This window comes from Treponema sp. Marseille-Q4130, assembly GCF_014334325.1.
Classification (GTDB): Bacteria; Spirochaetota; Spirochaetia; order Treponematales; family Treponemataceae; genus Treponema_D.
Map to the genome: position 1 here is coordinate 402492 of NZ_JACSET010000001.1, position 20624 is coordinate 423115.

Consider the following 20624-nt stretch of genomic DNA (forward strand, 5'->3'; position numbering starts at 1 on the left):
CAGAAATACATAAGCCTTTATCAACAACATTATCAAGCGTTTCAATCGCATTATAGTTATTATTTTAAATGTCGCATAGTACATCGAGGAAGCTGTCCAAAAACTTCAGTTTTTGGACAGCCCTAATTTCTGCAGCAGTCATACATATCCCTATTTGTAGGACTAACATCCGATGTCTTTCATAACGCGGAAAACACCGGATGTGGGGGATGCCGCTTTTATACTGTTTGAACTCTTGGTATTTGATTATGTTCAAACAGTTCTATTATTTCATTATTCCCTTCGTTTACTTTTAAATTTACAGCTCGGCCAACGATTTTACTTTTATAAGAATTAAACGATTAAAAGTAGAAACATCAACTGATTTCAAATCTCTAGTTTCCTGCCCTGTTTTTGAAATTGAAGTATCCGTGGCATTTATTTGCACATGTTAATGACTAAAAATTTCTTCGAAAAGCTTTCGTTCTTCATTATCCCAATAAATAACATTCTTTGAGTAATATTTATTTAACTCTTTTTTATCAATAACAAATGGTTTTGTTTTTTTCAAATCTTGTAGCAACTTTAACATTTGATATCGATCACGAAAATCCATAAAAGTAAAATTTTCTTCACCATAAAGTTTTAAAACAATACGAAAACTATTACCTTGCCTGCTTGTATAATAACTTGGAATTACAGCAACAGAATTAAATGATTCTATACTGTATTCCTTGACGACTCTGTTTAACAAATTATATTTTCTCACAAAGCTTGAATTTAATTCTACCCTTGAGAATACTATATTTAGAATCGAAAACATTATTACTAATATTGAAACAAAATAATAAATTTTAAATAAAATTATAAAATCACTACCCCATATATCATTTTCTGTTCTTTGCTTATTTATTTTTTTTGTTTCTTTTTTTTCTATTAAAGAAAACACATAAATTAATAATAACAAATATTAAACTTATAATAAATAAGACATTATTAAGACTGTATTTTACAAAGACAAAATTAAAAAATCTTGAAACCAACCTCCTAAACATAAAAATACCAAGTATATACAACCCCAAACAAAACATCAATGTAAAATCATAAAAACCATCAGCGCTTATTTTTCTCATATTTTTAATTAATCCCTATTTGTAATATCCTCTGCAAGTTTTTTTTAATCCATTTTGCGCAGTTGTTAAAATGGCAGAATCTGGTACTTTATTAAGTATACCTTTTATTGCTTTACCTGTATTTTTCTGAAAATACTTAACAGTATTAGTTGTTGTTTTGCTAGTTAGACTTTTCCCAATATTGCTTAATCCATTATGCTTTATTTCCTTTGAAACTTTATTTGTTAATTGTTTAACAGCGTTATCAATTACCTTATTTGAACCGCTACCAGCTCCTCCAGCCCAGCCTGAAACCGCACTCATAGCTGTGTCAACAACTAAAGAAGCAACATCAAATTTTTCTTGGTTACCCTCACTTATATCAAGTGCCTGATTACCTACGTTCTGAACAGTACTTATCCCTGCATTAATTGCAATTTGACCTACTAGCCCAATTCCAGTACCAGCTACTGCACCGATAACAGCTCCCCCTGCCGCTACTATAGCTACCTTCCTCATATCGATATTATCAAGTGATTTACCTTGTATAACAATCTGATTAAATACTTCACAACCACCTGAAACCACTGTACCAACAGCAGCTCCTATTATCACCCCAATAAAATTTCCATCCGGGTCTATATAGCGTACCGGGTTATTTGCTGCGTAGGCATACAAATTGCAATATGGTTGCCGAACTTGCGTTTTACGTCGAATTTCCGCTGTATTCAACAGCAAAATCCGTTTTTTTTGCGGAGAATAATAATTTTTCGTAACGCAACAGCTCATTTCCGCTCCGAAATCCGCTTTTTACTCCGGAAAACGCCTGAAATTCGAGCATTTTCCGAAGCACTCCCACATATCCCTATTTGTAGGACTAACACCTAGTGTTCTTCGCGACGCGGAAAACACCAGATGTGGGGGTATTACTTAATTTCGTTTAATTATTCAGAACTTTCAATGCTTGGTATCGAAAGTTTTTTCATAGTTAAATCTTCATCATATTTTATATCATAGCAATATGTCTTTTCCCCAAAGCGTTCGAATCGTTGAAAATTGAATTCATCTGTTTGTGATGAACGGTTATCAATTGCATAATCTAAACTCGCATTATAAATCGTGAAATAGCCATTTAAATCATTTGTAAAAGTTATAAATCCTTGATTTCTGCTATTATCACTAAAAGATATCGAGTCAAATCCTTTATCGCTTATTGTTACAAATAAAGCTGTATCTTTGCTTTTATTAAAATTGATTTCATAAGAATTATTCATAACCTGATTCACTCTTATATTCTTTGGAAAACGAATAACTAAAAGGATAACTGTTTCAGCAATTGAAATCAAAAACAAACATAATAAAATTATTTTATTATGTTTCATCAACTACGACTCCTTTATCGGTATATGACAACACTTCATTTGCAATTGCATTTATTTGCCTTTGATCTGGTTTATTATTAAATTTCCTTTATCTTAAATACCCCCCAAAACACCAACCGATAATGTCTATCGTATCCTTGCCGCCTGCAGTTTTTCCGCCGTTATACACTCTTACTCGTACCCAATTATCTATAATCCCGCCTATCGTTTCTTCTCGTCCCACTTTTATAAGCATAACCTTCGTGTTCTTTGCCAGTACTGTAATAATTTTATCAGATATATCTTCCGTCTCGAAAATCCGAAGCTTATCAATAGCTGTCAAAACCGTATTTATAGGTAATTCAGATAATGATACATCTCGTTTATAATTACTGATAAGCATTTTAAAAGCAATATCTTTTACAGATATTTCTCCGACAAATTTAGGAATCGGAGTGTCCCAATTATATTTTATATAAAAACAACCTTTATGTTTATCATAATCTGCAGAAAGACTAATACCGATCTCATCTTGCAGAAAACTATCGGAAAAATTTTTTATATGTATTTTCTGTCGCTGTACAAGATCATAGATACAGGGGATTTCCGTAGCTAATTCACCCCATTGTGTCATAGAAGTAAGTTCATCTCGATATTCTCCAGCACATATATATCTGTCATCTGCCGACACACAAAGAATTCGTTCAAGATTCAGACCGGTATATTCAAGCGTATCCTTTTCAAACGAATATTTTATAAGGTGATTATCAGTGTTTAGATAATACATGTTTTTATCGGTTATCAGCCAGCCGCCACCGAATTCTTTAATATCACTTTCTTTTATGCTCCGTTGTAATATCCAATCAACTGTCTCGCTTTTTTTATATATGTGCAGCATGTGCCATTTTGCATCATAACTAACATTGTAACTATTTCTTCCTTCCGTACTTATTGTATCTATTGTTAAACAAAAAATTATACCGTATATAAAAAATAATTTTATTTTACTATGCATAATAGTACGCCCCTTTCAAATAACTAATTAGGATTAAAAATTAATTTAAAAACTTAATCTTCATTCCTGAAGAGAGCTATATCGATTTTTTATCTCAACTACTCGTATCTCTATAAGATTTTTTAATGAGTATGCATTTCTTTGATTAGCACTGCTTAACCTTTTCCTATCTCCACTACTTGAAGGAACGATATCATTTACATTAAAAATACCGTCTTGCCCCGGTAAACCATTTATACCAACCATATGTATTGGAACATTTTCATCCGCTTCGCTCAAATTAAAAATACCGACAAGCATATAATCTGAGCCAGATTCATTATATTCTTTTATCCTTCCTAATAAACCAGCTTCTCCTTGTACGCTTTTTGTCCAATAATCCCAGTTGCCATTACCAAAAATCGCATCCATAGCCTCATGTCCGCGTAATTCATCTTTAGTATCTTCAGTCATACCAAAAAGCGCTTTATCGCTGTTTATACCCAATAAAGTTAAATAGACATCCTTTCTTACAATGTTAGCCTCATATTTAAAAAATGCGGATGTTACAAGATTTGCAAAAGCAGCAATATAACATCCGGCCTTGTTAATCAGTATACCAGATGAATTACCAAGGAGATGTTCTTTTTGATTAGAATAATTGGACATATTCCAATATGCAAAAATAGTAAGCAGCCTATTCCCATCCGGGTCTATATAGTGTACCGGGTTATTGGCCCCATAGGCATACAAATTGCAATATGGTTGCCGAATCTGCGTTTTACGGCGAATTTCTGCCGTATTTAACAGCAAAATCCGTTTTTTTTGCGGAGAATAATAATTTTTCGTAACGCAACAGCTCATTTCCGCTCCGAAATCCGCTTTTTACTTCGGAAAATGCCTGAAATTCGAGCATTTTCTGCAGCAGTCACACATATCCCTATTTGTAGGACCAACATCCGGTATCCTACGCGACACGGAAAACACCGGATGTAGGGGTAAAAAAAATATGAGTTTTTACTAATTCTATCTGTCCTACTTTGAATTAATAAATCCCAATACGGCTCCTGTTTTTTTCGAAATTTTTATAATCGGAATTCCGCCTTCGTATCCAGCCGGCAAAGTTCCGCTTACATACCATATTTCATCCTTTAAGGTTGCTTCCAATGGGAATCTTTTTTTTATACGCTCACCGTATAAATCAATCAGATAAATTTCTGTAAGCTTAATAGCCAGTTCATCACTTACTATAGTTCCCATACGAGCAGCATTATCATACCGGTCTTTTCGGATTTCATTTTTTTATGGCCTAAAAAAGTATTCCTCTTTGCAAAACTCCAATAAATCATTTTTAAAACCCAATATTATTATATACGAATAAAGATAAAATCCTTTTGTAAACGAAAACCCTCTTTGAAAATATACTATTTCCTTTTCCTCTTTATCTTTTATAATTATCGGGATTCCTAATTTCCGAATTACATCTTTATAAGCAGTTCCTTTTTTAAGTTTTTGAACTTTGTTATATTTTACAAACCGATTATAATATATTTTATAAAGATAATCGGTTTCGTGAACCGGAATTACCTGATATACAAACGGGTTTACATAAGAAATCAAAAACTCTCCTTGAACCGCATTGATTTTATGTAACAATATAGGGTTTTTCTGGTCAATCTTTTTCAATTCTTCGCGATTTATTTTTCTCTGTTGAGGGCCGGAACAACTCAGTAGCATAAATATACATATATAATATATAATATTATTTTTTTTCATTGTTCAACTCCATTTTTGTAAATTACTACATTGTCAAGACCGACACCGGAGTCTACACCTGTTCTATTAGCTATAACAGTTGCTTTTGGTAATGCTTTTGAAATTGCTTGCGCTATATTTATAGGGTCTTTAGAATTTGCCCATGCTTTTGTATTTACATTAGTTGAATTTTTATGATTATTAGGATCGGCACCACTATTACATCCACCCAATACGATCGTAACATCTTCTGCCATTAATCCTTCATCAACTAATTTTTTCAAATCAGTGATAAAAGCTGCTTCTTTTCCTGGTTTAAAACCTGAAATAAAATCAGAAACATTATTCTCATAAAGATTATTACCGGTATTACCAAAACCAATAGCGTAAGGCACGCCATGTGTAGAAAAATATAAATCTGTTATTGGATTATCTTTTGAAGCGTTATTTCGAAGTGCTTTTATTGCATTTAGACCAGAAGTAGTCGCGCCATAATTCCCTATGCCCTTTAAACAAATAATCCAATTAGTTGATACAACGGTATAGCCAGTATTTACTGCTGCTTCATAAAAGGATTTCCTCTCTCCCCACTTATCGGCATTTCCAACTATTGCTACTTTATTTTTCTCCCCATCCGGGTCTATATAGCGTACCGGATTATTCCCCGCGTAGTGGTACAAATTGCAATATGGTTGCCGAACCTGGGTTTTACGCCGAATTTCCGCTGTATTTAACAGCAAAATCCGATTTTTTTGCGGCAAATAATAATTTTTCGTAACGCAACAGCTCATTTCCGCTCCGAAATCCGCTTTTTACTCCGGAAAATGCCTGAAATTCGAGCATTTTCTGCAGCACTCCCACATATCCCTATTTGTAGGACTAACATCCGGCGCTTTCGCTGGAATGGAAAACACCGGATGTGGGGGTATAAAACTAACCCGCAATTTATACAACTTGCAGCAAGTCTATTAAGAGCCAATCGGCTCACAGTACAAAAACAAGCTATGTTGAGACTTTAATCTTTCTTTTATTAAGTCTAATTCATCCTGAATCAGTGTATCCTTTAATAATCTGTCATAGCCGTCATTAAGTTGTTTATAAATTCGTCCATACTCTCTATGACATAAATAATAAACACATTCACCAATGACTTTTTTATTTTTAATAACAAAGAATTCATAATCGGCAAATTCAAAATGAATTCCTAAATCCAATTTGTTCATAAGATAGCACGAAACCTTATAGCGCATTTCAGAATCTTTTACAACGGATTCATCAATAAAAACATTCGGTATTTGAGTTCCTTTGTAATAAATCGGTTTAGGATATACGTAATCAGTTTTTTGGAGACAAACTTTTGTACTAGAAATCCTTCGTTTTTCATCGTTGCTGACAGTACGAAAATATTTTTCGAAATTCGAGATATTTATATCTGCAAAAATAGGACAACATAGTACAATAATTAATAAAAAAAATGATAAGCATTTATTCAATTTTCTGTACCTCGATAATACTATGCTTGCTTTATTTATCGGCCATGATGATTTTCGGATTTTTTGAATTATCTATGTAGTACTTTATTTCAGCATTGTTTATGGTTTCCGTCCTTGTAAGAAATGAATCAATTTCAATTATTTCATTAGCTTTCGGAGGTTCGGAACTATCAACGGAACCATTATACGATTTACCAAAAACTGTAAATTGATGATACTCCTTTTTTTCATCATAAATATTTAATGTTTCCAAGCCGTCCGGGTTATAACTTCCCATAATCATTAGTCCGTTTCTATCTCCAAGAGTATACCCGTCAATATTACCCTCATCATTATAAAACCACTTTAGAGTAAACGGTTCCTTACTTTTATTAATTTGAATTAAAAATATATTGGTAAGCAAACCTAAACAAAAGGCAAAAATAAAACCGAAGATTAAAAATATACTTTTTTTCATTTTTCAACTCCAAAATCTAATTCGATATTTGCTTTTTGTAATGCATCCTTAGCCATTATTTTTAATCCTGCCTCTCGAGTTTTGAACCGTTCCAACTCTTCGTCTGTAGTAAATGCTAAGGTTACTGTAATTGGATCTGTTATATCCACAATATTATTTTTATAATCTGTGGTTATTCGACTAACTGTAAGATTTACAGCGACTACTCCATTTTCTTTTTTTTCAGTTGTTACTTTGGAAAAAACAATTTCTTTTATAAAGTTATCTTTATTTTTTTGAGACCCTGCTATAGATTTTAATGTAGACATTGTTTGTTTATCAGCAAATGCAACATCATTTTGGAACCCAGGAGTTGAAGAATATAAGGGTAATAATTTATAAATACCATCAACCTGCCACCAACCCAATCTGGAAGACTTGCCTGCAGTTTTTCTTATTTCATCAAAATTACTTAAAGCATAACTTTCAGCAGTCTCTGGTCTTCCATAATTATTAAAGACCTTTATATTGTTTATAAGATACCTTCCATCCGGGTCTATATAGCGTACCGGGTTATTTGCCCCGTAGGCATACAAATTGCAATATGGTTGCCGAACTTGCGTTTTACGTCGAATTTCCGCTGTATTCAACAGCAAAATCCATTTTTTTTGCGGAGAATAATAATTTTTCGTAACGCAACAGCTCATTTCCGCTCCGAAATCCGCTTTTTACTCCGGAAAACGCCCGAAATTCGGGCATTTTCTGCCGCCGTCATACATATCCCTATTTGTAGGACTAACATCCGGCGCCTTTCGCAACGCGGAAAACACCGGATGTGGGGGTTAACTGATGCTGTTTTCTAAATACTTCTTAATCAATTTTTCTCCTCGCTCTTTTATTGCCCAATAGTTCTTTAATGAATAATCCTCAAAATTCTCCGGTGAAGAAAAGATGAGTTCAAGAAATCTACGACATGCGGCATCTTCTGTTATAAAAAAGCGATCTGCATTATATTCTCTATCATAATGAAAGGCAGCCCAATTAAGAGATGAGTCATCATAATATAAATAATAAATTCCAGGTATTAAGTAGTTATCATTTATCCTAATAAAATCCATTTTTATTTTGTTTTCAGCAATAATACGTTTTACATCGTCAATTTTCATATTATTTACTCCACTGGTGATATATAACCATTTTTCCATAAGTTTTCTATTGTATCAGGCAATTTGTATTGAATTCCGCCACCTGTTGCATCTTTCCAAGGAGTGGCAATTCCACCCTTATAATTAAATGCTTTTTCAACCTTCCATAGTGTTTCTGTCTGATTTGCATATGAGGATGGGAGTCCTCTTTGGCTTAAAGATGTTCCTTTTGGAGCTGTATAACTGCCATTTAATTCTCCGATTCGGGAAAAAACCTGCCCTGGCTTTGCTGTTTCGGTCTTTGAATAGCCACCTAAGAAACCACCATCATTAGGCCACTCTTTATAGGGAGTTAAAGCCTTTGTTGTAGAAGTAACTTCACTTGCACTTGAAATTACATTACAGGCTTTTGCTAATTTGAATACAGAGAAAAAGGCTGAAGCGCAAAAGAACATGCAGTCAAAATTACGTTCCGAAGTTGCAAAACGCTCTCCGCTTTCTGACATCGGAACAATAGTTCCGTCCATTAGTTTTACATAATCCGCTGGACCAAAACCAAAGAAATTTCGCGCTAGGAACTTTTCTACAGGCTCATCGATATTTTTTGAAAACCAACTTCTCTCTTTAAAGTGCCCTTGCTTTAATTCGGCATCAAACGGTGATTTTCCATCGGGGTCTATATAGCGTACCGGGTTATTGGCACCGTAGGCATACAAATTGCAATATGGTTGCCGAACCTGCGTTTTTCGCCGAATTTCCGCTGTATGTAACAGCAAAATCCATTTTTTCTGCGGAGAATAATAATTTTTCGTAACGCAACAGCTCATTTTCGCTCCGAAATCCGCTTTTTACTCCGGAAAACGCCTGAAATTCGAGCATTTTCCGAAGCACTCATACATATCCCTATTTGTAGGACTAACATCCGGCGCCTTCAGGCGGGGCTGAAAACGCTGGATGTAGTGTCTCTATTCTATTTATAATTAAAATTTCATATTAAAAAGACTCTTTACTTATATCAGTGAATTTGATTGGATTCGTTTCACCCCCGTTTTCATCCTCAAGAATTACAAAAAAATGATTAATTATTCTATTAATTAAGTATTTTTTTCCCGGTTTTATTTTATTAGTTAATAATAAATATTCTTTTTCTTTTTCTGAACAACTCGGTTTAAAATAAACTAAATCATTTTCACAAAAGCTATATTTCTCTTCCTCAAATGGAATTAAGTCAGATTTTGGAATTCGAAAATTTCCAGGAGTTAAAACACAAAAATCTTTTTCTGTTGAAACCCATTCGTATATACCGCCTAAAGCTAAATCATCTTGTAGTACTTCTTGAGGTTGCTGATAATAAGGAACAAGATAGTCCATTTTTGCTAATTTAAAATATGTTTTAGGTGCATATATTACTTTCATATTAGTTCTCCTGCAAAGGATAAAATCACTGCGATTTTTGTATACGGCACCATACATATTTATTTTCTGCAGGAATAATTGACACCTTAATATCAGCTGTAGCCGTATATGCAAAAATATACAACTCTATACCGGCATACTTAGGCTGTGTATTTGTGATAATAACAGAGAAAAAATCTTTCACATCATAATTAATAGGTACTTTTTGAGTAAAGCTTTGCATTATTTTTTTTAGTTGTCGTTCATTTCTTCTTGAAAATTTATTATAGTAAACATCAAATCCTTTATTCGCATATCGTTTTTTTTCTTGTTCAAAGATGCTATCAGCATTTTGGAACATTTTCTCTGATATTGAGATAACAGTACAATTTTGATCATTATTAATCGCTGAAATATAATTACTGCTTTCTGTTCGTCGCCAATTCAAATCTTTATATGTATTATGATAATTTGTAAAATATAAGGTAATAATCCCTACCGCAGATATAAATAATAAAACTGCACATATTCTTATAATCAGACATTTTTTAATCTTTTGTTGCGGAGAAATATTTTGAGATCCATTAATATCACGTATCACTTTCGTCAAACCGAGAATTCCACACACAACAAATGACAGCGCTGTACCAAAATACTGTAGTATTTCAATCTTATTCATTCTTTATCCCCATTCTCTCTCTCTCGAATTTCAGTCAATGTTGCTTCTGTCTCTCTTGCAACATCTAAAATTATCTTTCCTTCCGAAGCGGAAGAAGTAATCTCTGCAACCCCTTTTATTATTTTCGCTGAATTAGATACTGCTTGAGCTCCATCAGCGATCAACGATATACCTTTTGTCACAGTTGCATCTATTACCATATCTACAAGTGTAGCAATACTTCCTGCTAATTTCTGTTGCTGTTGGTTTGCACCCAATTTCCCGGAAAATTTCATTGTAATTACTGAAATAACTCCTTCATATTTGGTATCTTTTGCTGCAGCAAGCATACCCGCAATACCTTCGATAACATTCCACGTACCGTCTATAACCGCATAGGTAGACGCTCCTACGGATGGTCCTTCCCCGACAAGCCCTAAAATCACTTCTACTGTACCACCAAGAGTTTGTAAAGCTGCAAATATAAATTGGTTTTTATTAAACTTTCCATCCGGGTCTATATAGCGTACCGGGTTATTGGCCCCATAGGCATACAAATTGCAATATGGTTGCCGAAGGTGCGTTTTACGCCGAATTTCCGCCGTATTTAACAGCAAAATCCATTTTTTTTGCGGCAAATAATAATTTTTCGTAACGCAACAGCTCATTTCCGCTCCGAAATCCGCTTTTTACTCCGGAAAACGCCTGAAATTCGAGCATTTTCTGCAGCAGTCACACATATCCCTATTTGTAGGACTAAAACCTAGTGTTCTTCGCAACGCGGAAAACACCGGATATGGGGTTCGGTTATTTTTCTTTTCATACCGATTCTTACTCACCAATATAAAGGCTGCATATCGTATCATTCATGAGGATAACCGGCCTCATACAATTAATTTTCCTAAACCACTTGCCCCATAATTATAAATCCCCTCATCTAAACCTTCGCCAATAAAATTAGTTTTTGTATCAAAAACAGACTCATAACCAACTTTATTAATAAATTTCTGGTTTCTACCGCTATTAAACTTACGTGATTAGTTAAAAAGTTTATAAACTGCTACAGCAATCATATTTAAAATCGATATTTTATTTGATTCAAGTATAGCGGAACATGTGAAAATATATCAACGGGTAATACCAATTCACCGGAAAAAATCTTTCCGGCTTTTATCCGAAAGTTTTCATCCAATGATTGTACCGTAATAATTCCGTTCGGAACATTATTTTCAATGATTTGTGCGATCTTCAATGCATTCGCAGAGAATAAAATCTCGGAAATTTGATTATCAAATATTGTTCCTGCGGAAAAAATACTGTACGTTTCAAGAGTGTCGTTTAATTTTTTTTCCGTCTTTTCAATTATATTGCCACCCGAATCATAGATTTGCGTAAGCATGTAATTCTTATCGGTACGTTGCTTTGCGCTCAAAAGATCGTTACTGTAGCATTCATAAATCACTTCATCTCCTTTTTGCATAAAATTTTCCGTTGTTTCAAAAAAAGCGGAATTCATTCCTTGTATCCTCATTATTGTACTCCTGATAGTAACGGGATTGTAGTGTACATCAAAATTTCCGGAGGATAAAATATACTCTTCATAGGTTTTACTTTTTTGGCACCGTACACCTTTATATGCAATATTGTTTTTACTATTGTAAGTAAAAAATAGAGAAACAAAATATGTATACTGATTTTTTACTTCGGAACCATCGCCTTTAAGTTCTATGGTTATATGCACCGGACGCATGAGATCATCATAATAAAAATGTTTTACATATAACTCGGTGTTATCGGCTTTATTAAAGTAGGTCGATTTTATAATGCGCCCGTTTTGTATTTCATCGATAAATTTCACATTATCCGAATTATAATAAAAACCCGTTACTGTCATGTTTTGCTTATTTTCGTTACTTTTATATCTAAACTGCGGATTTAAATACTTTTGCAAAGCAAGCGTATCAAGGATATATTCCCCGGTGATATTATTACGCCAATAATAATTAAATTCTTCCGCTTCGGATACAACCAAACTGTTCCATAAAATAAATAATACAAAAAAAAGGTTTTTCATACGTTCATTCTCCTAATTGTATTTGAACTCTTTCATATAACGGATTAGAATTCTTTACTTCATTGGCAATTTTCAATAAAATTTCTTTATCCGTAAAATAATTGGAAACTATAATTTCTAAGTTTTCAATAAATGTTCCCGTCATCCTTTGCTCATTATAGAAACCTTCCTTTTTTAAAGCCTGACTAAAATCCTTCGTAAAGCTTTGTTCAATTGCACACATAGCTAATAGTTCCTGTTCATTAGATGTATAATTATGGGCTTGAATATCAGGATCAGTCGAAATAATCGTTAGCAAATCAACCATTGATAAAACAGTACCTGCAGTTTGACTGATAATCCCAGAAATTAATTTTACTCCGTCAAGGAAAGATTTTGTTGTCAAGCTAGAAGCAAAAGAACCTACATTAGGAATTTGACCGGCTCCTAAAAATATTAAGTCATGTATTTTTTTAATTTCTTTCTGTGTACTAGATAACCCACCTCCCAAAGGTATACCTAATACTTTGGTTGATGGTTTAGTTAACAAGAGAAGATCTGGAATATAATAATCGCATATGGAAAAATTTCCATCCGGGTCTATATAGCGTACCGGGTTATTGGCACCGTAGGCATACAAATTGCAATTGATGTGATTGAAGATTCCGCCCATACCGGGCAAATTTTGGTTATGTTTGCGTGCCTCGTCGCTTATGGGAGCCTGTGGGATGTAATCTCCGAGCGCCGGATCGGTAGAAATCCATGTAGAATATTTACTGTCGAGATACCGTGCCCCGTAGTAGTAGAGACCGGTTTCAGAATCGAGCTCTTTTGCAGTAAACTTGTATGGAAGATATGCAAGACCTTTGTTGTCTGTCCGTTCAATCCACGTTTCCCCGTACGGCGTGTATTCTATGCGTTGATATTCATCACCTTTATAGTCGGAAATGAGACTTGCAGAGCCTAAATGATCGGAATGGTAGAAATATTGCTGTAATTCTTCCGCATCCGCACGAGGATCGTTTCTGAGGCAAAGCTTCGTTACTATTCTCGTCTCTCCCAAATACACGTTCTTAGCGTACTGTCCGCCGATGATATCTTATAACGTATTTACATAATATTTGTAAATACAATAGGGAACCTCTAAAAAACTCCAGTTTTTAGAGGTAACTTTGAAATATTTTAATGAATAAAGTATACTGAAATCTCGAAAAAAACAATACGTGAAAAGAAAAATGCGGCATTTCTTTTCAGTAATATTACGGACATTTTTAAATTAAGACCGTTTTCAATCCGTCGCTGAAGAAGTCTGTGTGATATAGCTTTCTCCCGATTTGAAATCGTTTATCTGTGCGACCCGCGTCCGCCAGTATTCGGCTTCGCTCTTCGTCACATAAGGGCCGATGCGCACACGGTAAAACACTTTTCCTTTGCCGTCTTTATACGTAAAGACGTCGGCAGAAATTTTGTTTTCATCGAGAATGCTCCGTGCAGTATCGGCGCTGTTTTTACTTGCAAACGAAGCCGCCTGTATCCAATACTGCGTTTTTCCCGCAGTCGCTTTCGGTTTTGCCGCAGTATTTTTCTGCGTGCCCGCTTTCGGGGTCGTCGTTTTCGGAGAAGCCGTTTTCGATTCGAAAGACGGTTTTTTCGCCGGAGCTTTTACTGTCGCGCTTCGAGATTCCTCCGCCGAATATTGCTCTTGTCCCGCCTGCTGCGATGCGCGAGCCGTTTGCCGCGCCGTCTCCATCGATTTGGCGCTCGTTTCGTTTTTCGGCGTAACGGAAGCGGACGGAGGAGTATCGCCCGATCGAAGCGCATTTAAATCGATCAGCGTGGAGCCGTCAGGAGCGCTCTGTGTATTCCGGGAAGTTTCAAGACCGTATACGGTCGCATTTTGCGCGAAGACGGTCATATCTCCCACCTGCATCGCGTTTCGTTCCGTACTTTGTGTTTCCCCGGCTTCCGATTTTGCCGAATTTTCGGAATCGATTTTATCTGCAGGTACATCACCTTTAGCTGTTCCGTTTTCGGAAGCGCTGCCGGCAGGAGAAGATGTCCCTGCTGCGATCCATCCGCCCGACGAGGGCTTTACGATCGGTGCCGTCGTCTGTACTTTCCGCACATCGGGTTTAAAAAGAATGACTGCCGGTAGGAGGACGGCGAGTAAAAATATGCCGACTGCAGCGATAATCCATAAAGTACCTTTTTGTTCCATGGTTTTCCCCTGTGAGTATCGGGAACCTCTAAAAACTGCAGTTTCTAGAGGTAACTTTGAAAATGCGATGTTGTAACTCGCGATAGTACAGCGAGTTACAACTCGTCGAAATCTCGAAAAAATCGCTCAAGGCGAATTTTTCGAGATGCCGTATACTTCTCTACTGTAAATATCGGCACGCGGAAAATATAATTAAGCGATTTGTTTCATAGAACGAATGGCAATGATGAAAGTAGTAGCTAAGGAACGGTTATGCTTTTTAAACGCCGCTTCTGTAAGCTGAACGCACAAAGTCGCACGCGAGTTTCCCGCTGTTGCGCCGTATCGCGCACGCTTCCGGCCGTTTTGTTATGCAGCCGGAAAGTGTCTTTGTGCACTTCTATTTGCTTTCAAAACTCACTATTCAGTTGATGTGCAAAACCGATGGAAACGGGCTGTCTCAAAAGACGCTTGCTTTTTCGACAGCCCCTATTGCATTATGGTCTGCACACTACGCGTAAGCCTCTCGTGTCCTCGGTTTTATCAGGAAGAAAAGGACTCCGATACGCTCTGGTGGCGCTATACTCATTGTACTTATAAGAACCGCCGTGAACGACACGATTAGTGCCGCTTTCAGGGCCGGCATAATCGAGCGGCAAATCGGCGGCTGAAAGGGCGTGGTACCAATCCCAGCACCACTCCGATACGTTCCCGGTCATGTCGCAGAGACCGAAACCGTTCGGTAATTTCATTTTTATCTGGTGCGTTTTACCAGTGCTGTTGGCGCTATACCATGCATAATTTGAGAGCTCAGCTTCGCTATCCGTTCCTGCCCATCGGTTGTCAGTGCCGCCCTTCGCCGCCCATTCCCATTCGGCGTCGGTAGGCAGGCGAAAGCCTTTTTTACTCATATCCATAAAAGGCACGGCCTCTGAGTATGCATCGACTATTGTGTATACGGTTGTATAATCTTTATCGATGTAATATACGCATTTTGCATCGTCACCGCCGTTTACCTTTTGGGTAAGCTCATTGCAAAACGCAATGCAGTCGAACCAGTCTACGTTTTCTACCGGCCGCTGTGACTGCACTTCCGATCCGTCAGGCTCGTCGCCAAAATGACTCGGCATATTCTCCATCACAGCCTGCCACAAATTTTGCGTTACTTCGGTTTCTCCGATATAATAAGAAGAAAGGCTTACTTTATGCGGTTTGTTAGTGCCTGCATCACCCGTGTGGCCGACAGTTCCGTCCGTTACGGCCTCTATGCCTTTCATTACAAATTTTACGCTGCCTGCTTTGTAGGTTTTATCGTCAAGTCCTGAGCCGCCGCCTGAGCCGCTGCCGTTCGAACAGCTTACAAAGATCAGCGCTGCGGCAAGCAGTGCGGCTATGGCGGGCGACGCGGCTCCGCGCAAAGCATTTTTAGTGTTAGATTGTTCCATTGCAGTCCTCCAAATGGTAATCTCTGATCGGTAAACGTCGTCAGCAATACGCAATGTTCCGTTTCCGATTGAATTGATCTGTCCCAATCCAAGACATCCGAAATTTGTTTCGAACGATGCTTCGAAAATACATCGAATCGAACACAAATTTTCGTGCTAAAATTTACCGCTCCACGTTATCGCGTGTTGTGCAAGGCGTGCCTTTAAACGTATGACGGTGCGGATATAAAAAAACGCGCGGAAAGCAATGCGCCCTTCGTGCGTTTTTGTGCGATGTGTATAGTGTGTGTCCGTCATATACGGACGGGTATGCGGCGGATGAGCGGGAAACGCCTCTAGCGGAGATGCGGAGATGCGGAGATGCGGAGATGCGGAGATGCGGAGATGCGGAGAATTTTGCCAAGCCCGCGCGACTATGTCAAGCACCCTGCTGCAAGATGTACGAATGCCCGTGCATACTCGGAAAGCGGAGAAAAGATACAGCCTATATTCTCTCATAGCTTCAGTATACGGCATAATACGAAAATGTGCAAGGAAATTCACCACGTTAACACGGAAATCAATTTTGTAAACGGTTTTCCAATTTTTAACGGAGACGATACGACACCGTGCCGTACATTGAACGAAATCCCTATTATTCTTTCATAAAAAAGCGCGTAATGTATCACTTTGTAAACGATATATACTGTAGCGGCTTTCTAACCCGCGTTATCTCAATAACCGAACGGTTAAACGAGACGCGCTATTTCAGACGTTCAATTTAAACCTTCCTATAAATGCGGCATTGCAGGAAGTGTCAACTTCCGAAACTGCCGCATCAGTGCGCGTGAGCGCACACGTATATCCGCGAGTTTTCAAAAGAAAACTCGAAGTTAAATTGAACGGCGCTATTTCAGCGTTTCGTTTAAACTTTCCTTAAAATTCAACAGTCGAACAAAATATCAATTTTGGAGACTGTTGAATTAGTGCGCGGAAGCGCACACGTATATCCGCGAGTTTTCGAATGAAAACTCGATATTAAACGAGACGCGCTATTTCAGCGTCTCGTTTAAACTTTCGATACGCTGAAGCGCTTTTTCCGTATTTCGTTCGAGGACGGAAAGGGATAAAGCATTGCGCAGCTTGACGATGGGTATGCCGGTTTGTTCGTAACTTCGATACAAGCCGCGCTGGGCACGAAATCGTTTGCAGATCGCGTGTATCGTTTCTCCATCGCGTTTTTTTGCACGTAAAAGGCGTACCAAAAAGGGCGCTTCGACGTAGAGGATCGCGCCGCACATGCGCATGAGAGTCGGCGTTTTGTAGAGTACGGCTGCGTTGAGCGCGATGTTTTTTGCCTCATGCGAATCGATTTTTTGCATCGCGCATTTTTCGATTGCGGGATAGACGATCGCTTCCTGTTTTGCAAGCAGCGACGCATCGGAAAAAACGAGCTTTCCGAGCGAGCGCCTGTCGATGCTTCCGTCCTGCCTCACGATATCGATACCGCATTTTTTCGCATCCTGCGAAAAGGTTCGGATGATTTTATCGGCTTCACTCTCTATCGCCGCGTGGACGAGGGCGTCCGCGTCAATGCAGAGCCAGCCGCGCTTTTCAAGCAGTTTTGCGACCGCGTTTTTTCCCGCAGCCATAGGGCCCGTGACGCAGATGATCAATGAAAGGCTCCCCAGTTTTTGCCCGCTTCGATCGAAACGCGGAGCGGAACCGAAAGTTTTACCGCGCCTTCCATTTTTTCGCGTATGAGAGCGAGCGTCGCATCGAGGACGGATTTTTCCGACGGGCATTCGAAGATGAGTTCGTCGTGCACTTGGAGCAAAAGACGGGCGCCGTTTTTTTCTTTTCGAAGAGCTGCATCCACGTCGAGCATCGCCTGTTTTACGATGTCCGCCGCGCTCCCTTGTACAGGCGTATTTACCGCGACGCGCTCGGCAGCCGCTTTTTCCACGCGGTTTCTGGAATTAATATTAATAATTTTTCTGCGGCGTCCGAAAATCGTTTCGACGTATCCGTGCGTTTCGGCAAACGAAATCGTCGAATCGATAAAACGTCTGATCGACGAATACTGCGTAAAATAATGTTCGATAAACGAAGCGGCCTGCGTTCGTGAAATACCCAAATTGCGCGCGAGTCGGAACGCGCTCATGCCGTAGATGATGCCGAAATTGATCGTCTTTGCGACTCTCCTTTCGTCCGCCGTAACTTTTTCCGGAGGCGTCGAAAATAAAAGTGATGCCGTTGCGCGGTGGATATCGACGCCCTCGCTGAACGCTTTGCACATGTTTTTGTCGCCCGACAGGTGTGCGAGGACGACGAGTTCGATCTGCGAATAGTCTGCCGAAATGAGATGCGTATTCGGCAAAGCGGTAAAGGCTGAGCGGATTCTCCTGCCGTCTTCGTTCCGCACCGGAATGTTTTGCAAGTTCGGATCGCGCGATGAAAGCCGCCCGGTCGCCGTTCCCGTCTGCATATAGTTCGTGTGCAAGCGTTTGTTTTTATCGCAGAGTTTCGGCAGCGCTTCGACGTAGGTCGACTGCAGCTTTGTCTTTTCGCGGTATGTGAGAATTTTTTGCGGCACCGGATGATAAGCCGAAAGTTCTTCGAGCACCGTCGTGTCCGTCGAATAACCGGTTTTCGTCTTTTTGCCGTGCGGCAATTTCAGTTCTTCGAATAAAATTTCCTGCAGCTGTTTCGGAGAAGCGATATTGAATTCGTGTCCGACGATTTCGTATATTTCTTTTTGCACCGTTTCGATTTCACCGGTGAGTTCGGCGTCGTATTTGTCGAGCGCTTTTGTGTTTACGTGGATGCCGTGCAGTTCCATTTCCGCGAGGATAGGAAGCAGCTTCATTTCGACATCGGTAAATAAATTTAATAATTTATTTTTTTCAAGCCGTTCGCGGAAAAGATGCCAAAGCTGCAGCGTAAAATCGGCATCTTCGGCACCGTAGTCGGCGGCTTTATCGAGCGGTACATCGGCAAAGCTTCCTCCTTTGGGTACGATATCGTCGTATTCGATTCCCGAAAGCGAGAGATTTTTTTCCGCAAGATATTCGAGCGCGTATGAAGCGCCTCCCGTTTTATCCGGATCGAGCAGCCACGCAGCGACCATCGTGTCGGCGATTTTGCACGAAGGGGAGGGATACTCTCCGCCTCCCAGCGCGATGCCGTTCGTGCGAAGCACTTCGTAATCGAATTTGCCGTTGTGCATGACGACGGTGATGTCTTTGTCGGTAAAAAGCCGTGCGATCTGCGCAAGCGCATCCTGCTTTGAAATGAGCGGGCCTGAAAAAAGCGCATCGGTGAGTACAAGCGGAACGTAGACTGCTTTGCCGGGTATCGTGCACAGCGAAAAGCCGACGAGAGAAGCGCTCATCGTGTCGAGACTGTCCGTTTCACAGTCGAAAGCGGCACATTTTTCTTTCGATGCGATAATGCCGTCGACGATTTTTTTGAGTTCTTCGATGTCGGTTACGGCGCGGTATTCGCCTTTGTTTTTTGTAAGTGGCTTGAGAATCGGAGTGTCTTCCGTATCGGATCCTCGTTCGGACGATGCGCTTTCCGCTTCTTCGTCTCCGGCACCTTTCGCATTCTGCCGCGCAGTGTGGGCGGCGCTTTGTCGCGGCGGGCGAGATGAGTCGTTCGCTGCAGAGTCTTTTCGCGCGCCGCCCGTTTCGCCGCCTGAGCTTCCGTTTTCCGCTGCGAGAGCGGCATAGGATTTTGCGACGGTAGGCGCTTCGTAAAATGAAAGCTTTTCCGCGGCGGCATTGAAATCAAATGAAACGGGAGGAATCGCATCTTCGAGGTTTTTTACGCACGGCACGTCATAACACAATTTTATTAATTTTTGTGAAAAATATGCGTCGTCTTTTCCCGCCCGCAGCTTTTCACCTGCGGCTCCCTTTATTTCATCCGCATGTGCGAAAATGTTGTCGAGGTTTCCGTACGCGTCGATGTATTTGCACGCGGTTTTCGGCCCGACGCCTTTTACGCCCGGCACGTTGTCCGATGCGTCTCCGATGAGCGAAAGCAGATCGAGCATCCGTTCGGGAAGGACGCCCCATTCGGCTTTAACGCCGTTCGAATCGATCGCTTTCCAAATGAGGGCGGTATCGGGTTTTAAAATCTGCGTCGTGCCGTTTACGAGCTGCATCAAATCTTTGTCGCCCGAAAGGATACGGCATGTACGCCCGCTTGCCGCCGCCTTTGCCGCAACCGTCGCGATGATATCGTCGGCTTCGTAGCCGTCGCACTGCAGGATCGGAATGCCGAGAGATGCGAGAATGTCTTCGATCCACGGGATCTGGGCGTGCAGGTCGTCGGGCGTTTTTGCGCGTGTGGCTTTGTATTCATCGTACATTTCGTGGCGGAACGTCGGCGTGCGCGAATCGAAAGCCGCGGCGATGTAACGCGGTTTATAGTGCGTAAACACCGCGTGCAGATTTCTGAAAAAACCGAAAAGTGCGGAAATGTTTTCCCCGCGGCTGTTTGTCAGCGGCCGCGAAATAAACGCAAAATAACAACGGTAGATGAGCCCGTACGAATCGAGGATATAGATGGTGTCGTCGTTGAATTCCTGCATAGCCCCATTTTAGCACGGGCGA

The 20624-nt window shown here is 39.5% G+C and carries 22 protein-coding genes; all 22 read right to left on the reverse strand.

Translation table 11 applies throughout. The annotated features are described in order from the left end of the window. Positions 1-430: 430 nt before the first annotated feature. The 22 genes from H9I36_RS01655 to polA all read right to left on the reverse strand — a co-directional run bounded on the left by H9I36_RS01655 (position 431) and on the right by polA (position 20602). Entirely contained in the window at positions 431-928 is a 498-nt protein-coding gene (locus H9I36_RS01655; RefSeq protein WP_187383642.1) for a hypothetical protein, read from the reverse strand. Between the two features lie 199 nt (positions 929-1127). Beyond that, the gene (locus tag H9I36_RS01660; protein WP_187383643.1) at positions 1128-1880 is read right to left on the reverse strand and encodes an RHS repeat-associated core domain-containing protein; all 753 of its coding nucleotides are present in this window, start codon (positions 1878-1880) and stop codon (positions 1128-1130) included. A gap of 155 nt (positions 1881-2035) precedes the next feature. Further along, complete coding sequence (locus tag H9I36_RS01665) at positions 2036-2473, reverse strand: hypothetical protein (protein ID WP_187383644.1); 438 nt, start codon at positions 2471-2473, stop codon at positions 2036-2038. A gap of 88 nt (positions 2474-2561) precedes the next feature. Next, positions 2562-3467, reverse strand: a complete 906-nt coding sequence (locus H9I36_RS01670) for an SH3 domain-containing protein (protein WP_187383645.1) — start codon at positions 3465-3467, stop codon at positions 2562-2564. Positions 3468-3527: 60 nt separating this feature from the next. Continuing rightward, entirely contained in the window at positions 3528-4310 is a 783-nt protein-coding gene (locus H9I36_RS01675; RefSeq protein ID WP_187383646.1) for a hypothetical protein, read from the reverse strand. Between the two features lie 171 nt (positions 4311-4481). Further along, positions 4482-4706 (reverse strand): NTF2 fold immunity protein, encoded by a 225-nt coding sequence (locus H9I36_RS01680; protein WP_187383647.1) that lies wholly within the window; start codon positions 4704-4706, stop codon positions 4482-4484. A 42-nt stretch (positions 4707-4748) separates the two neighbouring features. Further along, positions 4749-5222, reverse strand: coding sequence for a hypothetical protein (locus H9I36_RS01685; protein ID WP_187383648.1), 474 nt, complete (start codon positions 5220-5222; stop codon positions 4749-4751). Continuing rightward, on the reverse strand, positions 5219-5992 hold the full coding sequence (locus H9I36_RS01690; RefSeq protein WP_187383649.1) for an RHS repeat-associated core domain-containing protein: 774 nt from the start codon (positions 5990-5992) through the stop codon (positions 5219-5221). Before H9I36_RS01690 ends, H9I36_RS01685 begins: the two co-directional genes overlap by 4 nt. 177 nt (positions 5993-6169) lie before the next feature. Beyond that, positions 6170-6424 (reverse strand): hypothetical protein, encoded by a 255-nt coding sequence (locus tag H9I36_RS01695; protein ID WP_187383650.1) that lies wholly within the window; start codon positions 6422-6424, stop codon positions 6170-6172. A gap of 301 nt (positions 6425-6725) precedes the next feature. Next, positions 6726-7151, reverse strand: a complete 426-nt coding sequence (locus H9I36_RS01700) for a hypothetical protein (RefSeq protein WP_187383651.1) — start codon at positions 7149-7151, stop codon at positions 6726-6728. Beyond that, the gene (locus H9I36_RS01705) at positions 7148-7837 is read right to left on the reverse strand and encodes an RHS repeat-associated core domain-containing protein (protein ID WP_187383652.1); all 690 of its coding nucleotides are present in this window, start codon (positions 7835-7837) and stop codon (positions 7148-7150) included. Before H9I36_RS01705 ends, H9I36_RS01700 begins: the two co-directional genes overlap by 4 nt. 135 nt (positions 7838-7972) lie before the next feature. Beyond that, positions 7973-8335, reverse strand: a complete 363-nt coding sequence (locus H9I36_RS01710) for a hypothetical protein (protein ID WP_187383653.1) — start codon at positions 8333-8335, stop codon at positions 7973-7975. Continuing rightward, complete coding sequence (locus tag H9I36_RS01715) at positions 8302-9102, reverse strand: TNT domain-containing protein (RefSeq protein ID WP_187383654.1); 801 nt, start codon at positions 9100-9102, stop codon at positions 8302-8304. The genes H9I36_RS01710 and H9I36_RS01715 overlap by 34 nt, the downstream gene beginning before the upstream one ends. A gap of 166 nt (positions 9103-9268) precedes the next feature. Next, on the reverse strand, positions 9269-9691 hold the full coding sequence (locus tag H9I36_RS01720) for a hypothetical protein (RefSeq protein WP_187383655.1): 423 nt from the start codon (positions 9689-9691) through the stop codon (positions 9269-9271). Between the two features lie 25 nt (positions 9692-9716). Then, positions 9717-10349: a hypothetical protein gene (locus tag H9I36_RS01725; protein ID WP_187383656.1), complete on the reverse strand. Its 633-nt coding sequence runs from the start codon at positions 10347-10349 to the stop codon at positions 9717-9719. After that, the gene (locus H9I36_RS01730; RefSeq protein WP_187383657.1) at positions 10346-10996 is read right to left on the reverse strand and encodes a hypothetical protein; all 651 of its coding nucleotides are present in this window, start codon (positions 10994-10996) and stop codon (positions 10346-10348) included. Before H9I36_RS01730 ends, H9I36_RS01725 begins: the two co-directional genes overlap by 4 nt. Before the next feature lie 407 nt (positions 10997-11403). Next, entirely contained in the window at positions 11404-12402 is a 999-nt protein-coding gene (locus tag H9I36_RS01735) for a hypothetical protein (RefSeq protein WP_187383658.1), read from the reverse strand. Positions 12403-12406: 4 nt separating this feature from the next. Continuing rightward, positions 12407-13444: an RHS repeat domain-containing protein gene (locus tag H9I36_RS01740; protein ID WP_222864619.1), complete on the reverse strand. Its 1038-nt coding sequence runs from the start codon at positions 13442-13444 to the stop codon at positions 12407-12409. Positions 13445-13669: 225 nt separating this feature from the next. Beyond that, positions 13670-14599 carry an SPOR domain-containing protein gene (locus H9I36_RS01745; RefSeq protein ID WP_187383659.1) on the reverse strand — a complete coding sequence of 310 codons (930 nt, stop codon included), beginning with the start codon at positions 14597-14599 and terminating at the stop codon, positions 13670-13672. Between the two features lie 476 nt (positions 14600-15075). Beyond that, positions 15076-16023 carry a formylglycine-generating enzyme family protein gene (locus H9I36_RS01750; protein WP_187383660.1) on the reverse strand — a complete coding sequence of 316 codons (948 nt, stop codon included), beginning with the start codon at positions 16021-16023 and terminating at the stop codon, positions 15076-15078. A 1031-nt stretch (positions 16024-17054) separates the two neighbouring features. Continuing rightward, positions 17055-17678: a dephospho-CoA kinase gene (coaE, locus tag H9I36_RS01755; RefSeq protein WP_187383661.1), complete on the reverse strand. Its 624-nt coding sequence runs from the start codon at positions 17676-17678 to the stop codon at positions 17055-17057. Beyond that, on the reverse strand, positions 17675-20602 hold the full coding sequence (polA, locus tag H9I36_RS01760) for a DNA polymerase I (protein ID WP_187383662.1): 2928 nt from the start codon (positions 20600-20602) through the stop codon (positions 17675-17677). The genes coaE and polA overlap by 4 nt, the downstream gene beginning before the upstream one ends. Positions 20603-20624: the final 22 nt, after the last annotated feature.